The organism is Pantoea phytostimulans, from assembly GCF_046118715.1.
Lineage (GTDB): Bacteria > Pseudomonadota > Gammaproteobacteria > Enterobacterales > Enterobacteriaceae > Pantoea > Pantoea phytostimulans.
The window spans coordinates 169,667-184,605 of the sequence record NZ_CP173698.1; the positions used below are offsets into that span (position 1 = coordinate 169,667).

Annotated in this window: 14 protein-coding genes; 5 read left to right on the forward strand and 9 right to left on the reverse strand. The window is 53.2% G+C overall.

Features of this window, described 5'->3' with window-relative positions; all coding sequences use genetic code 11:
- Positions 1-276 precede the first annotated feature (276 nt).
- Positions 277-2,043, forward strand: a complete 1,767-nt coding sequence (gene ushA / locus ACF2G4_RS00830) for a bifunctional UDP-sugar hydrolase/5'-nucleotidase UshA (protein ID WP_409075330.1) — start codon at positions 277-279, stop codon at positions 2,041-2,043.
- A gap of 45 nt (positions 2,044-2,088) precedes the next feature.
- Here the strand turns inward: ushA and ACF2G4_RS00835 are convergent, their stop codons facing one another.
- On the reverse strand, positions 2,089-2,520 hold the full coding sequence (locus tag ACF2G4_RS00835) for a multidrug/biocide efflux PACE transporter (RefSeq protein ID WP_215848324.1): 432 nt from the start codon (positions 2,518-2,520) through the stop codon (positions 2,089-2,091).
- 89 nt (positions 2,521-2,609) lie between these two features.
- Between ACF2G4_RS00835 and ACF2G4_RS00840 the strand changes: the two genes are divergently transcribed.
- Positions 2,610-3,479: a LysR family transcriptional regulator gene (locus ACF2G4_RS00840; protein ID WP_243078381.1), complete on the forward strand. Its 870-nt coding sequence runs from the start codon at positions 2,610-2,612 to the stop codon at positions 3,477-3,479.
- On the opposite strand, the gene ybaK is transcribed toward ACF2G4_RS00840, so the two are convergent.
- From ybaK to copA, 3 genes are all read right to left on the reverse strand, one after another.
- Positions 3,476-3,955 carry a Cys-tRNA(Pro)/Cys-tRNA(Cys) deacylase YbaK gene (gene ybaK / locus ACF2G4_RS00845; protein WP_409075331.1) on the reverse strand — a complete coding sequence of 160 codons (480 nt, stop codon included), beginning with the start codon at positions 3,953-3,955 and terminating at the stop codon, positions 3,476-3,478. The two genes, ACF2G4_RS00840 and ybaK, sit on opposite strands and share 4 nt — an antisense overlap.
- Before the next feature lie 197 nt (positions 3,956-4,152).
- Positions 4,153-4,956 carry a TraB/GumN family protein gene (locus ACF2G4_RS00850; RefSeq protein ID WP_215847405.1) on the reverse strand — a complete coding sequence of 268 codons (804 nt, stop codon included), beginning with the start codon at positions 4,954-4,956 and terminating at the stop codon, positions 4,153-4,155.
- Between the two features lie 69 nt (positions 4,957-5,025).
- On the reverse strand, positions 5,026-7,539 hold the full coding sequence (copA, locus tag ACF2G4_RS00855; RefSeq protein ID WP_409075332.1) for a copper-exporting P-type ATPase CopA: 2,514 nt from the start codon (positions 7,537-7,539) through the stop codon (positions 5,026-5,028).
- 96 nt (positions 7,540-7,635) lie between these two features.
- Between copA and cueR the strand changes: the two genes are divergently transcribed.
- A complete protein-coding gene (gene cueR / locus ACF2G4_RS00860) occupies positions 7,636-8,052 on the forward strand; it encodes a Cu(I)-responsive transcriptional regulator (RefSeq protein ID WP_215847403.1) in 417 nt (138 codons plus the stop codon).
- On the opposite strand, the gene ACF2G4_RS00865 is transcribed toward cueR, so the two are convergent.
- The 5 genes from ACF2G4_RS00865 to tesA form a co-directional block, all read right to left on the reverse strand.
- The gene (locus ACF2G4_RS00865) at positions 8,028-8,486 is read right to left on the reverse strand and encodes an NfeD family protein (protein WP_215847402.1); all 459 of its coding nucleotides are present in this window, start codon (positions 8,484-8,486) and stop codon (positions 8,028-8,030) included. The two genes, cueR and ACF2G4_RS00865, sit on opposite strands and share 25 nt — an antisense overlap.
- Complete coding sequence (locus tag ACF2G4_RS00870; RefSeq protein WP_215847401.1) at positions 8,486-9,400, reverse strand: SPFH domain-containing protein; 915 nt, start codon at positions 9,398-9,400, stop codon at positions 8,486-8,488. The genes ACF2G4_RS00865 and ACF2G4_RS00870 overlap by 1 nt, the downstream gene beginning before the upstream one ends.
- Before the next feature lie 57 nt (positions 9,401-9,457).
- On the reverse strand, positions 9,458-10,315 hold the full coding sequence (locus ACF2G4_RS00875; RefSeq protein WP_215847400.1) for a co-chaperone YbbN: 858 nt from the start codon (positions 10,313-10,315) through the stop codon (positions 9,458-9,460).
- A gap of 79 nt (positions 10,316-10,394) precedes the next feature.
- On the reverse strand, positions 10,395-11,168 hold the full coding sequence (locus tag ACF2G4_RS00880) for an SDR family oxidoreductase (protein WP_243078376.1): 774 nt from the start codon (positions 11,166-11,168) through the stop codon (positions 10,395-10,397).
- A 29-nt stretch (positions 11,169-11,197) separates the two neighbouring features.
- Entirely contained in the window at positions 11,198-11,824 is a 627-nt protein-coding gene (gene tesA, locus ACF2G4_RS00885; RefSeq protein WP_215847398.1) for a multifunctional acyl-CoA thioesterase I/protease I/lysophospholipase L1, read from the reverse strand.
- Between tesA and ybbA the strand changes: the two genes are divergently transcribed.
- Both ybbA and ybbP read left to right on the forward strand, forming a co-directional pair.
- Positions 11,792-12,478, forward strand: coding sequence for a putative ABC transporter ATP-binding protein YbbA (gene ybbA / locus ACF2G4_RS00890; protein WP_409075333.1), 687 nt, complete (start codon positions 11,792-11,794; stop codon positions 12,476-12,478). The two genes, tesA and ybbA, sit on opposite strands and share 33 nt — an antisense overlap.
- Entirely contained in the window at positions 12,475-14,892 is a 2,418-nt protein-coding gene (gene ybbP, locus ACF2G4_RS00895) for a putative ABC transporter permease subunit YbbP (protein ID WP_409075334.1), read from the forward strand. The genes ybbA and ybbP overlap by 4 nt, the downstream gene beginning before the upstream one ends.
- Positions 14,893-14,939: the final 47 nt, after the last annotated feature.

The window sequence follows — 14,939 nt, forward strand, 5'->3', positions numbered from 1 at the left end:
TCTTTAATATCGGCCGTAATAGCGGTTAATCAAGGGACGTAAGGAAAAATAATTATCCCTCTAAAAGTCGTATGACACGACGGATACGCCACAGAAAAGGTGTTATCGCCAGACCAGACATTCCAGGAAGGTAAATCAGCGCTTTAAGAACATCCGCTTAATTAACCCTAAGCGTGTTTGGCCTTGAGTTAAAGAGAGGAATGTGCGACACAGGAGGTCGATTTAGCGAGCGAGCCCGTAGATAAACGGGCCAGATGCGTGATAAGGAGATTGGCTTTGTTAATACCACGATGGTCAGGAAAAGGAATAGCGCTGTTACTGGCGCTGACACCCATGCTTTCTCAGGCCGCTGTGCCTGATCGTACCTACCGTTTTAGCCTCCTTCATACCAACGATGAGCACGGACATTTCTGGTTCAACGAGCAGGGCGAATATGGCCTGGCGGCGCAAAAGACCTTGATGGATACACTGCGCTATGACGTGCAGGCCAAAGGCGGCGGTGCGCTGATCCTGTCTGCGGGTGACGTCAACACCGGCGTGCCTGAATCGGATGAGCTAGATGCCGAACCCGATATTCGTGGCATGAATCTGATTGGCTATGATGCCATGGCGTTAGGCAATCATGAGTTCGATAAACCGCTCGATATCCTACGTAAGCAGGAAAAATGGGCAAAATTCCCGTTTTTAGCCGCAAATGTCTATCAAAAAAGCAGCGGAGAGCGCCTGTTCAAGCCTTGGGCTGTATTTAACCGTATGGGGCTGAAAATTGCAGTGCTCGGTTTGATTACCCCGCAAACCGCGCAGTTGGCGAATCCGGCTGCGTTGAAGGATATCGAGTTCCGCGATCCCATCAGCGAAACAGAGAAAGCCGTGGCTGAATTACGCGCCACTGAAAAGCCTGACGTGATTGTCGCGTTGACGCACCTGGGTTATGACGAAGACGGTAAACACGGCAGCAATGCACCGGGCGATGTAACGTTAGCGCGTAGCCTGCCAAAAGGAACCCTCGATCTGATTGTCGGCGGGCATTCTCATGATGCGGTTTGCATGGAAAAAGAGAACGTCAGCGTCAAAAATTATCAACCAGGTCAGCCTTGTCAGCCCGATCAACAAAACGGTGTCTGGATCATGCAGGCTGATAAGTGGGGAAAATATGTGGGTCGCGGTGACTTCACTTACCGCAATGGTGAAATCACGCTGGCGTCGTACCAGCTGGTGCCGGTAAATCTCAAGCATAAAATCAATAATATGGATGGCAGCGAATCCTGGCTGACCTGGCAAGAAGAGATCCCAAAAAATACCGCGATGATGAAGTTGTTAACGCCTTATCAGAAGCGTGCAGACGCGAAGCTGATAGTGAATGTTGGCAGCACTGAGGGCGTATTTGAGGGTGAAAACGACAAAGTGCGCGCTGAGCAGACCAACCTTGGGCAGCTTATATTGCGTGCACAGATGGCACATGCCCAAGCTGACTTTGGCGTGATGAGTGGCGGAGGCATACGCACTTCACTGAAGTCCGGCAAGATTAGCTGGCGTGATTTATTGCAGGTGCAACCGTTCGGTAATCAGGTGGTTTCAGTCACGCTGACCGGTGCGGAAATCAAAAAGTATCTGGCGGTAGTGGCCAATATTAAACCCAACTCTGGTGGTTACGCTCAGTTCAGCAATGTGAGCCTGGTAGCAGACGGAAAGTCGGTGAGCGAGGTTCGCATCAAAGGGCAACCGATTGACGACAAGCAAAGCTATCGCATGGCGACTAACAGCTTTAACGCAGCGGGCGGAGATGGTTATCCACGACTCGATAATCACGCGGGTTATGTGAATAGCGGCGATGTTGATGCAGAGGTTCTACGTAATTGGTTTAAGACGCATTCGCCGCTTAAAGCCAGCGATTACGCCACCAAGGGTGAGATTATTCATCTGACGGAAGCGGAAATAAAGGCGCGTGATGAAGCGGCAGAAAAATCCCGTAAGCGCAACTATCCACAAATGTTTTTGGCGTGGATTTGGCCTTGGGGTCGGGAAACCGCTAACGTCCAGTAAAGCGTGAAAGGTAAAAATGAGGAGGCGCTAGCGCCTCCTTTTTTATCAGATTTCGCAAGACTTACGTGCAATCCAGCGTTGACGTAGTTTGTCCCACACCCAGTTGTAGCCGATGGTGTAGGGCAAGAAAAACAGGAAGAAAGCAATTTCTACCAACAACGCCTGCCACAGAGTGATGTTCAGCATCCATGCGGCAATCGGTAAACCGATCACTATAAATCCCCCTTCAAAGCCCAGCGCGTGTAAAGCACGCACGCCAAAGCTACGTTTCTGGCCAGGCGGATAGAAACGGTCAAATCCGCTGTTATAGATCATGTTCCACAACATGGCGACAGTCGACAGCATGATGGCCAGCGAGCCCATTTGAAACAGCGGTTTATCCATGGCCCAGGCGGCAAGCGGCGATACCGTGAGGATCGCTAACGTTTCAAAGCCTGCGGCATGTAAAAAACGTTCTTTCATTGAGCGAGTACGCATCATAAAACTCCTTTGGGTGATGCGACGCAGTTTCTCACGGAAAAATGCTAAGATAAAATGAATAGCTATCGATAAAAGCGATGGATGAAATGCGGTATTCCCCCGAATCCCTTGAAGCTTTTGTACAAACTGTCACCAGCGGTTCATTTTCTGCCGCTGCACGAGCGTTGGGTAAAAGCCAATCCACTATTAGCACCGCAGTGGCGAATCTGGAAGATGACCTGGGCTTTATCCTGTTCGATCGTAGCGGTAGGCAGCCGCAGCTGACCCAGCAAGGCCGGCGGGCATTGCCACAGGTGCAGCAAATTTTGGCGGCCAATGAGCGGCTAAGTACGCTGGCGGTTCAGCTCTCAGAAGGGGTAGAACCGCGCCTGAGTTTTGCCGTTTCTGATTTTTGGCAAACCGATCACCACGAACATCTTCTTAAGCAATTTGATGCGCGCTACCCCGACATTGAACTGGAATGCATGATGGCGGAAGACGAAGATGTGCTCGATCTGCTGCAAACAGGCCGTGTGCATTTGGGTGTGGTTCGCGCTCAGCCACGACTGCCTGATGATATTGCGATGGCGCGTTTGCAGGTAGAAGCGCAGATGGCGATTTACTTGCATCGCGATTATCCCTTGGCGCAGCAAGCGATCATCCGCGAAAACCAGCTTGAGGAAGTGCGTCATTTACGTCTGAATACATGGGTTGATCAGCGGGAAACATCCCCGCTGGGGCGCGTTTGGTCTGCACCTAACTATCTTTTACTGCTGGAAATGGCTGAGCAGGGTTTTGGCTGGAGCATTCTACCGCGCTGGTTAGTGAGCCAGTTTGGTCACGGCGTTTTGCAAGAGCTGCCGTTAGCGGGCTGGCCGCAGCATATTGCTATCGAAGTCATTTGGTCGCGCCGTAATCCGCCGGGTCCCGCCGGACGATGGATGATCGATCAACTCTGCGCCCAGCCGCGCGTTTAGTCGCGGCGCGCAATATCGGCGAACGGTGCATCCAGCAGGCGTGCAAGATCCTGAGGCGCTAATTCGATATCTAAACCTCGCTTACCGCCAGAGATAAACAGGTTGGTAAATGTCGCAGCGGAGTGATCGATCACCGTCGGTAAACGCTTTTTTTGCCCTAACGGACTGATACCGCCCAGCAGGTAGCCGGTAACGCGTTGTGCGATGTGTGGATCGGCCATATCCGCTTTTTTTGCCTTCAAAGCTTTAGCGACTTTTTTTAAATCGAGCTGGCTGGAAACCGGTGTGACCGCCACGGCCAGCTGTTTTGCGTCACCATTTAAGGCAACAAGCAACGTTTTGTAGACCTGACGTGCATCCAAATTCAGTTTACGCACCGCCTCATCACCAAAATTTGTTTCCTGACTATCGTGTTCATAAGGGTGCAGCGTAAAGCTGACTTTTTGTTTTTCCAGAAGATTTACCGCGGGCGTCATAGTCGTACCTGTTTTAATCAGCTGATCAGAAAAATCTTATTATAAAAAGAGGTGAATAAAGGTGGCGAAAATTTGTTCTTTAGGTGAGAATTGGCCCGCGCCAGCAACTTGATTGCTGAGTGATAACCAAAATCATAAACAAATTCCTCTTTGACGGGCCGATAAAACTATCGGCTCTCTTTTTTTATAGTGCTTTTTTAAGGCGCTCTAAGCAGACCGGGCAAATTATCCTCGCCGTAAAGATGCAGCGCACCTACCGCAACCACATATTTACCCGCAGGCAATGCCTGTAATGCATCACGCCAGTGCACATTACGTTGACTGATCAGCGTATCGTTCAGCGCCTGACTAAACGTGCTCGGTAACGCAATCTCTGGCTGACGCGGCGGTGTATCCAGCCACCAGCTCACCATCATCTGAAGCAAGCGCGCATTGGTGTGCCAGTGGATCAGCGTATCTTGCAGCAGCGCCATACCGTCATCAGGCAACGCTTTCAACAGCGCAATTTGCGTATCCGCGCCTTCCAGTTCAATGATCGGCTTTTGCCAGTTTTTCGCCGCCTGTAACAGCTGATAATCGATGCCGTAATCGGGGCGCAGACCGAGCCGTTGTGCTTGTTGCGCCTGAAGCATTAGCGCGATTTGCCACGCAGGCAGTGTAGTAAACATGCTGATGGCAAGGTTGAGTTCATTACACAGCGCCACCAGTTTTGCCATCGCTTCAGCATCAATACGTTCGGCTAAAGGCGCACGTTCGCCGCTGTTATCAAAAGGCGAACCGCCTTGTGTAATGTCCGCTTCAACGATCAACGCATCGGCTTGCTGCAACTGGCGCAGTAAACGGCTGGGCAACGGCTGCATATCACGTGTGCCCATATGAATGCTGCCGACCAGATGCAATTTGCGATCGCCAAGCCGAACGTCCATTGCCGGCCAACGATAGTGTGTAGGAAACAGTCGACTGATTAATCCGCGCAAAGTGTGCCAAACGCTACCTGTCATTCCCTGTCCTTAATTCGCTGAAAACACCATGCTAGCGATTTCAGCGGTCGAAAAACAGCGCCGTAACGGCTATTGCTGACGTGGCGGACGATAACGTAGCAGGCGATTGGCATTACTGACTACGGTTATTGATGAGAGCGCCATCGCTGCACCTGCCACAATCGGACTCAACAGCATGCCGGTTAGCGGATAAAGCACGCCAGCGGCGACAGGAATGCCGATACTGTTATAAATAAAGGCGCCAAATAAGTTCTGTCGAATATTACGCAATGTTGCTGAAGAGAGCGCTAAAGCATCCGCAACGCTGTTGAGATCGGCGCGCATTAAGGTTATCGCCGCCGTTTCTACCGCCACATCACTGCCGCCACCCATAGCAATGCCGACATCCGCCTGCGCCAGCGCAGGTGCATCATTGATACCATCACCAATCATGGCAACCACACGGCCTTGCTGCTGCAGATGCGCTATCGCATCCGCTTTGCCTTCCGGCAGCACGCCAGCGATCACTTCATCAATACCGGCTTCCGCGGCGATAGCGCGTGCCGTTTTTTCATGATCGCCGGTTAACATAATCAGACGATATCCCGACTGATGCAGCCGTTGGAGAGCATCACGGCTACTGTCACGTAAGGTGTCGCGCAAGGCAATCAAACCCGCTAATTTACCGTCCTGCGCCAGCAACACTGGCGTTGCGCCTTGCTGGGTAAGCCGATCAATATCAGCTTGAGCAGAATGGCACTCGATATGGTGATCGCGCATCAGCGCCACATTACCCAACAGTAACGACTTGTCGTTGAGTATGCCGCTGATGCCTTTGCCGCGTATTGTACGAAATTGCTCAACGTCAGGCCGTTTAGCTTCACCCGCTTCAGCCACGATGGCTTTTGCCAGCGGATGACTGGCTGATTGCTCAAGTGCGGCGGCAGCCTGCAAAATTGTATGACGATCGGCATCGCCCCAGGCAATAACGTCAGTCACCTGCGGTCGGCCTGCTGTGAGCGTGCCGGTTTTGTCGAACACCAAGGTGTCTACTTTGCTGGCACGTTGTAGTGCATCGGCATCGCGCACCAGCACGCCTAGCTCAGCAGCGCGACCGACACCCGCGATGATCGACATCGGCGTGGCTAAACCCAGCGCACAAGGGCAGGCGATGATTAACACGGTGGTGGCGATAACCAGCGTGTAAGCGATTTGCGGCTGTGGTCCGAAAAGATACCAAATCAAACCGCTGATCACCGCTATCGCCACCACCACAGGAACAAACACGGCTGAAATGCGGTCGGCTAAGCGGCCAACGTCAGGTTTACTGCTTTGCGCCTGACGCACTAAATGAATAATGCGCGACAGCGTCGTGTGATTACCGGTGGCGCTGGCGATGAAGCGCACCGCACCATCCTGAACCAGCGTGCCCGCGTAAATCTTATCCCCTGTGGATTTACCCTGCGGCACGGCTTCACCCGTTAGCATCGCTTCATCTAACCAGGCTTCGCCGTCCTGAATCTCGCCATCCACGGGTACGCGATCGCCGGTTACTAATCGCAACGTCATACCCGATTGCACTGCGCTAACCGGCAGCAGCGATTCACCTTCTTCAGTCATTACGCGAGCTTGTGCGGGAGTGAGATCGAGGAGGCGCTCCAGCGCTTTGGACGAACGCTGACGTGCACGCTGTTCCAGTGCATGCCCGAGATTGATCAGACCGATAATCATTACGCTGGCTTCGAAATAGAGGTGGCGCGCCTGCAGAGGAAAGAAGTCTGGCCATAACACCACGCTGAAGGAGTAGATCCATGCCGCAGCCGTACCAAGTGCCACCAAGGTATCCATGGTGGCAGCACCATTAAGCAAGCTGCGCCAGGCGCTGCGATAAAAGTGATTACCGCTGATGACCATGACTAACAGCGTAATAATACCCAACACCCGCCAGGTTGAATGATTGCTGGCATTCAGCATCATGTCGCCAGCCATGCCCCAGATCATTAGCGGCACACCAAACAGCAGCGCTAAAGCTGCTTGCCAGCTAAAACGTCGCATGGCTTTGCGGGCACTGTTTTGCTGTTTCTCGCGGCGTTCCTGCTCATCTTCAATGACTTGCGCGCCGTAGCCTGCGGCATCAACGGCCGCCACTAACTGCTGTGGCTCAACGTTGCCCAACACCAGTGCGCTACGCTCGCCTAAATTGACACGCGCCTGACTCACGCCCTTCACCTGTTGCAGCGCTTTTTCAACCCGACTAACGCAGCTGGCACAGCTCATGCCGTCAATCAGTAAAAAATGCGCGGGTAGCGCTTTTTCTGCCGGTTGAGAAAAGGACTCCGTTGTCAGCGCCTTCGGCGTCGGCTCTGTTGCTGTCAACGGTTCAGCCTTTGGGTAGCTGTCGTCTGCTTTTAATGTGGCTTGATAACCTGCTGCTTCAACCGTCGCAATCAGTTCGGCCGCATCAGCATCGCTGACAATTTGCGCCTCCTGCTGCGTGACGTCAGCCTGTTTAACATCGCTGCGCTGTTCCAGCGCCTCTTTTACGCGTTTAACGCAATGGCCGCAGGTCAATCCATCCAGCGCCAAAGAAATAGTCTGTGACATGCTTAACTCCTCGTTTCATGACATTTGACCGGGCGGTCACTTTCGATTAGTTATAAAGCGTAAACCTTCCATCAAGGGGAAGGTCAAGGAGAGAAAATGAACATCAGCGATGTTGCAAACAAAACCGGGCTGACCAGCAAAGCGATTCGGTTTTATGAAGAGAAGGGCGTCGTCACGCCGCCACTGCGCAGTGAAAATGGTTACCGCAGCTATAATCCGCATCATATTGAAGAACTCAACTTATTGCGCCAGGCGCGACAGGTTGGCTTCACCCTTGATGAGTGCCGCGAACTGGTGATGCTGTTTAACGATCCCGCTCGCCACAGCGCAGATGTGAAAGCGAGAACGCTACAAAAAGCAGATGAAATTGCGGCGCACATTGAAGAATTACACGCCATGCGCGCCCGATTATTAGCGCTGGCTGAAGCCTGTCCGGGCGATGACAGCGCTGAATGCCCCATCATCAATAACCTAACAGGCTGCTGTACTCAAACGGTAGGAAAGCGTGGCTGAATGCGCAACGTGATGCCTTCAACGGCAATCACTTCAACCTGGGTTCCCGCCACTAAATCTTGTTCGGCCTGTACGCGCCAACTGCTGTCGCCGATGCGTACGTGACCCAAGCCGTTTATCAGTGACGTATCAAGCGTCAGGTGCATGCCAATCATCTGGCTACCGCGCTGATTAAGGGAGTTTGGCTGCTGCTGGCCTTCACGGTAACGGATCCAACGATACCAAAAGAAGACGCAAACCAGCGTTAGCACAGCAAACATTGAGCCTTGGGTCGTCCAGCTAAAGGGAATAAACCACTCAATGATTCCCACCATCACTGCTGCCAGGCCGCTCCACAGTAAATAGCCGCTGGTGCCGAGCATCTCAGCCGCTAAAAGCAGGCCACCTAAGGTCAGCCAGAACCAGTGGGGATGCGCAATAATATCGACCAGCATCAGCGTTTCGACTCGGGACGTGAATCTTTAAGCAACTCGCTGATACCCGCGACGGATCCCAGCAAGCTGCTGGCGTCTAACGGCATCATCACCACTTTGCTGTTATTGGCCTCGCCAATTTTTTGCAATGCATCGGTATATTTCTGAGCAACGAAGTAATTAATGGCCTGGATATCACCCGCCGCAATCGCTTCGGAGACCATTTTGGTGGCACGCGCTTCGGCTTCCGCCTGACGTTCACGCGCTTCGGCCTGCAAAAATGCGGAGGTTCTTTCGCCTTCGGCCTTGAGTATTTGCGACTGCTTTTCGCCCTCGGCGCGCAGAATAGCCGCCTGACGTACACCTTCAGCAGTCAGGATGTCGGCGCGTTTGGTTCGCTCTGCTTTCATCTGAGCATTCATGGCACCAATCAACTCTTGCGGCGGACGCACATCGCGAATTTCGATGCGGGTAATTTTCACGCCCCACGGATTAGTTGCTTCATCAACGATGTGCAGTAAACGCGTATTGATGCTGTCGCGCTGCGATAACATTTCGTCCAGCTCCATGCTGCCAAGCACAGTACGCATGTTTGTCATGGTGAGATTAATGATCGCCAACTCAAGGTTACTGACTTCATAGGCGGCGCGAGCCGGATCAACGGCCTGAATGAAACAGACGGCGTCGATGGTGACGTTAGCGTTGTCTTTAGAAATGATCTCTTGCGATGGGATATCCAGCACCCGTTCCATCATGTTGATCTTGCGACCCACACGATCCATAAACGGCACCACCAGACTTAAACCTGGTTGCAATGTTCGGGTGTAACGACCAAAGCGTTCCACCGTCCATTGAAAACCTTGCGGTACAATTTTGACACAGGCCCACACAGCCACCAGTGCCAGTACGATGAGTACCGGAATAACAGTCAACATATAACCTCCAGATTGTCAGATTGACGGGCCGAGTCGCTTCGGCCCGTTGTTACTCACCTAGTAGAGCAGTGAGTAAAGCTGGCGGCGATAGCGCGCGGCGAGTGCATCGCCGGTCCCTAGCGCAGCCAAAATCTCTTGCAGCATTTTCCGCGCCTGACCGTCAGCCGCGTTCAAATCGGTTTTAAGGAAGCTAAACAGCAGTTCCAGCGCTTCTTCGTTGCGGCCAACCTGATGCAGCTGTAACGAAAGTTTAGCAGCCAGTTCAGCGTTAGAAGGATCGCTTTCTAACTGGGATTGTAACTGCTGAATCTCTGGCGTATCGGCGGCTTGCTTCAGCAACTCGATCTGGGCGATCAGGCTTTGATAGCGGGTATCTTGATCCTGAAGCGGCACCACTTTTAGCACGGCTTCTGCTTCATCGCTGCGGTTCAGGGTAATCAATACTTCTGCCAGCAGAAAGCCGATTTCGCTCATTTGGTTGCTCAATTGCCAGGCATCTTTCAGCAGCGGCAACGCTTCAAGCGGTTTACCTTCGTCGATCAGTGCCATGGCTTGCTGCGCTTTCAGCTCTTCTTCACGTGGTAAAACTTTTTCCAGCAGGGCACGAACCGCCTCTTCCGGTTGCGGTCCCTGGAAACCATCAACGGGCTGACCGTTCTGGAACAGATAAACCGTTGGGATAGAGCGCAATCCAAACTGCGACGCCACCATTTGCTCTTTATCGCAATCGAGTTTGGCAAGGATAAACTGACCCGCGTATTCCTGAGCTAAGCGCTCCAGTAATGGGGTAAGCTCCTGACAATGCTGGCTACGCTCAGACCAAAAGTAAAACAGCACGGGCAGCTGTGCCGACTGCTCAAGAATCTGATGCAGGTTGGATTCGTTGATGTCGATAATCGAAGCTTGTGGTGACATGAATAAGTCTCTTTGCAGAAAGTGTTCTAAGAATATGGGGCCAACGGGCCGCGCTTCAAGTTGAATTCAGGTTGAGCGGTTAATGGCTACGCAAAATGCGATCCATCATCCAGCCCGGAAGCAAACGTTTCAGCAAGCCCATAATGTGTGCGACCAGCGTCACTGGATAACGCAAACGCGGATGCTTGCTCTCCAAAGCATGGCGCAATTTAGGCAGAATGGCTTCTGGCGGCAAAGTAAAACGTGCGGCGATACCGGGATTGCGCACCGGTTTATTTTGCTCACCTTGCGTTACGTTGTCGGTAAATTGCGTTTTGATCGGACCGGGTTCAATCAGGCTGACACGCACGCCGCTGCGGTAAACTTCCAGGCGAAGCGCATCGCTCCACGCTTCCAGCGCATATTTGCTGGCGGCATAGGCACCACGGCCGGGTGTAGAAATGAGACCTAACACCGAGCTGGTATTAATAATGCGCCCATTCCCGCTGGCTTGCAGTGCGGGCAGCAAGCGCATCGTGAATTGGTGCGTACCGAAAAAGTTCGTCGAGAATTGCTGCTCCAGCTGTTGGCGAGAAAGTGTATGCAGCGGCCCATATACGCCAAAGCCGCCATTGTTAAACAGAGCAAACAGGCGGTTTTCCGTCAGGGCGATCACGTCATCAGCGGCACGATCTACGCTCGCGGGATCGTCGAGATCCAACTGCAGCCCAATAAAACCGAGCGTATTCATCCGCGCAACGTCTTCTGTTTTACGACAGGCAGCAATGACTTTGTAGCCGCGTGTCAGCAGATCGTTGGCGGCAGCCAGTCCAATTCCGCTGGAACAGCCGGTTATTACCACGGTTCTTTGCATTTATTTACCCATTTTCGCGCTCATTGTCGCTACTGCTGCTTAACTAAAGGAGCGAGTTCTTTTGCCATTAAATTGGCAATAAAAGGTTGTGCATCAGGGTTTGGATGAATGCCGTCCTGCTGCATCCACTCAGGTTTCAGGTAAACCTGCTCCATGAAAAAGGGCACCAGAGGAATGTTGTACTGCTGTGCCAGATCGGGATAGATCCCGCTGAACGCTTCCGTATAACGACGTCCATAATTGGCCGGTAAACGAATCTGCATTAGCAGGGGTTTCGCGTTGGCTGCTTTTACGTCGTCGATCACTTTGCGCAGATTCAGGGCGATGGCGTCAGGCGGAAATCCACGTAGACCGTCATTACCGCCCAATTCGATTAACACCCATTGCGGTTGATGCTGTTTTAATAGCGACGGTAAACGCGCCAGTCCTTGTGCAGCGGTATCGCCGCTAATACTGGCGTTAATCACTCTGGGTTGCTGTTGCCACTGTTTATTGAGCAGGCTGGGCCAGGCGGCGGAAGCCGACATACGGTAACCGGCGCTGAGGCTGTCGCCCAATACCATCAGGGTATCAGCCGCAGCAAGACGAGACACCAGCAGAAGACACAATAACAGGAAGGGATAATGCCAGCGGAAAACGTTGTTGAAGTTCATCATCTTACTAAGTCCGTCGGTCAGGGAGAGCATCAGCTGACCATCCTTACCGGAGTTGAGTTAGTTGTCAAACCGGCTGAAACCATCGCGTTGATTGGCGAATCAGGTTCAGGAAAATCCACGTTACTCGGTATCTTAGCTGGCCTCGATGATGGCAGCAGCGGCGAGGTGAATCTGATGGGCAAGCCGTTGCATCAGATGAACGAGGAGCAACGCGCCGCGCTGCGTGCTAAGAAAGTCGGCTTTGTTTTTCAATCATTTATGTTAGTCCCAACGCTAAATGCGCAGGAAAATGTGCAGTTGCCTGCGCTGTTACGTGGCGACAGCGATCGCCAAAGCCGCGAGCAGGCACGAGAACTGCTTAATCAGTTGGGATTAGGTGAGCGTCTGCATCATCTGCCCGCGCAACTTTCCGGCGGTGAGCAGCAGCGTGTGGCGCTGGCACGTGCTTTTAACGGTCGGCCCGGCTTGCTGTTTGCTGATGAACCCACCGGTAATCTGGATCGTAAAACCGGCGATCGTATTGCCGATTTACTGTTCTCACTCAACCGTGATTTTGCGACCACGCTGATTTTGGTCACGCATGATGAGCAACTGGCCGCGCGCTGCGATCGGCGTTTACGGTTGCGCGACGGCAAGCTGTGGGAGGAGCAATGATTTGGCGCTGGTTTTGGCGTGAGTGGCGCTCGCCCTCGCTGCTGATCGTTTGGCTCGCATTGACGCTGGCGGTCGCTTGCGTGCTGGCATTGGGTTCCATCAGTGACCGAATGGAAAAGGGGCTAAGTCAGCAAAGTCGGGATTTCATGGCGGGTGATCGCACCTTGCGCAGCAGCGATGTGGTGCCTGATGCCTGGCTAGCGAAAGCGCGTGAAGAGGGATTGTCAGTCAGCAGTCAGCTGAGCTTTATGACCATGACTTTTGCTGAACAAACGCCGCAGCTGGCCTCGGTAAAAGCGGTTGATAATCACTATCCAATGTTTGGTGATTTGCAAACCGATCCGCCGGGTCTGAAACCGGTTGAAGGCACAGCGCTGGCGGCCCCACGTTTAATGGCGCTGCTGAATTTAAAAGTCGGCGATCGATTGGATGTCGGGGACACCACGCTGCGCATTGTCGGGGAGGTGATTCAGGAACCGGATGGCGGCTTTAATCCGTTTCAGATGGCGCCGCGCTTGTTGATCAATCTGGCAGACGCAGCAAAAACCGGTGCCATTCAACCAGGCAGCCGGCTGACCTGGCGCTATAAATTTTCTGGTGAATCTGAGCAGTTGGCGAATTATGACCGCTGGATTCAGCCGCAGCTGAAAGCCGATCAGCGCTGGACCAGCATCGAAAATTCCGAAGATGCATTAGGTCGCTCGATGCAGCGTGCTCAGCAATTTTTGCTGCTTTCAGCTCTGCTAACATTGATGTTGGCGATTGCGGCGGTAGCGGTGGCAATGAGCCATTACTGTCGCAGCCGTTACGATTTAGTCGCAGTGTTGAAAACGCTGGGTGCCACGCACGGCGCCTTGCAAAAGCTGCTGATTGGTCAATGGCTGGCGGTGCTGCTGCTGGCGGCAGTGTGCGGCAGCATGGTCGGGCAGGGCGTTGAAGCGCTGTTAATGGCGATGCTGAAACCGGTGCTGCCGGCCAGCTTGCCCGCTGCCAGCTTGTGGCCGTGGGTGTGGGCGGTGGGTTCACTGTTCGTGATTTCGCTACTGGTGGGATTGCGGCCCTATCGCTTGCTGCTGGCGACGCAGCCATTACGCGTCCTGCGACGGGATGCGGTGGCGAATATCTGGCCATTAAAATTCTACCTTCCTGCCATGGGTGCGCTGGTCGTTGTCTTGCTGGCGCTGCTGGTCGGCGGCAGCAAAATGCTGTGGGCGCTGCTGGCGGGTGTGGTGTTGCTGGCTGCGTTGCTGTCGCTGCTCGGCTGGGCAACGCTGCTGCTGCTGCGCCGTTTAGTGGTGCGTAATCTGGCGCTAAGGCTGGCAATCAATCGTCTGCTGCGTCAGCCCGGCATCACGCTTAGCCAGCTTTCTGCATTTTCGCTGTCATTTATGTTGTTGGCACTGTTGTTAGTCATGCGCGGCGATTTACTGGATCGCTGGCAGCAGCAGCTCCCTGCAGACAGTCCAAACTTCTTTCTGCTGAACATGACAGAAGATCAGGTACCGCAGGTGCGGGATTTCTTGCAGGCGCATCAAATCAAACCGGAAACCTTTTACCCTATCGCTCGGGTCAGATTAAGTGAGTTAAACGGTAAAGAGGCGGATCCCAAAATGGATAACGCTTTAAACCGTGAACTCAATTTAACCTCGCTCACTGAGCGCCCTGAACACAATCCGCTGGTAGCGGGCAACTGGCCTCCAAAAGCGGGTGAAGTGTCGATGGAGGTTGAGCTGGCTGACCGGCTGGGACTGAAACTCGGGGATACCTTGACCTTCGAGGGTGATACGCAAAAGTTCAGCGCCAAAATCACCAGCCTGCGCAAAGTGGACTGGGAGAGTTTGCGACCTAACTTCTTCTTTATCTTTCCACCTGGCGCACTGGACGCACAGCCGCAAACCTGGTTAACCAGTTTCCGCATGGATAACAATCCCGCTTTGCTGGCACAGCTAAATCGCCAGTTTCCCACGCTGAGCCTGCTCGATATCGGCAGTATCATGCGGCAGATCGGACAGGTACTGGCGCAGGTAAGCCAGGCACTGGAAATCATGGTGGTGTTGGTTACGGCTTGTGGCGTATTGCTGTTGATGGCACAAATTCAAGTCGGTATGCGACAACGCCGTCAGGAGTTAGTGGTGTATCGAACGTTGGGGGCCAGCAAACGTTTGTTGCGATCCACACTGTGGTGTGAATTTGCGCTGCTCGGTGTGGTATCGGGTGTGGCGGCGGCATTAGGAGCGGAAGCGGCGTTGTGGGGATTGCAGCGTAAAATTTTCGACTTTCCCTGGCAGCCTGACTGGACGCTGTGGCTGGCCTTGCCGATCGGCGGTGCGCTGCTACTGTCGGTGTGTGGTGGCTGGCTGGGCGTGCGGTTGTTGAAAGGAGAGGCGCTGTTCAAAAGTTTTAGCGCCGGATAGCACTAAACGTCCAGGCCAGACTTAAGACTTGGTCTGGACGTGTCGTT

Coding starts and splice junctions, on each gene's coding strand:
- ACF2G4_RS00835 (WP_215848324.1), bottom strand. CDS start 2,520: ATGCGTACTCGCTCAATGAAAGAACGTTTTTTACATGCCGCAGGCTTT.
- ybbP (WP_409075334.1), top strand. CDS start 12,475: ATGATTTGGCGCTGGTTTTGGCGTGAGTGGCGCTCGCCCTCGCTGCTG.
- ACF2G4_RS00865 (WP_215847402.1), bottom strand. CDS start 8,486: ATGCTGGTCGATATTATTGCGCATCCCCACTGGTTCTGGCTGACCTTA.
- copA (WP_409075332.1), bottom strand. CDS start 7,539: ATGTCACAGACTATTTCTTTGGCGCTGGATGGATTGACCTGCGGCCAT.
- ACF2G4_RS00840 (WP_243078381.1), top strand. CDS start 2,610: ATGCGGTATTCCCCCGAATCCCTTGAAGCTTTTGTACAAACTGTCACC.
- ACF2G4_RS00880 (WP_243078376.1), bottom strand. CDS start 11,168: ATGCAAAGAACCGTGGTAATAACCGGCTGTTCCAGCGGAATTGGACTG.
- ACF2G4_RS00850 (WP_215847405.1), bottom strand. CDS start 4,956: ATGACAGGTAGCGTTTGGCACACTTTGCGCGGATTAATCAGTCGACTG.
- ybaK (WP_409075331.1), bottom strand. CDS start 3,955: ATGACGCCCGCGGTAAATCTTCTGGAAAAACAAAAAGTCAGCTTTACG.
- ybbA (WP_409075333.1), top strand. CDS start 11,792: ATGCCAGCGGAAAACGTTGTTGAAGTTCATCATCTTACTAAGTCCGTC.
- cueR (WP_215847403.1), top strand. CDS start 7,636: ATGAACATCAGCGATGTTGCAAACAAAACCGGGCTGACCAGCAAAGCG.
- tesA (WP_215847398.1), bottom strand. CDS start 11,824: ATGATGAACTTCAACAACGTTTTCCGCTGGCATTATCCCTTCCTGTTA.
- ACF2G4_RS00875 (WP_215847400.1), bottom strand. CDS start 10,315: ATGTCACCACAAGCTTCGATTATCGACATCAACGAATCCAACCTGCAT.
- ACF2G4_RS00870 (WP_215847401.1), bottom strand. CDS start 9,400: ATGTTGACTGTTATTCCGGTACTCATCGTACTGGCACTGGTGGCTGTG.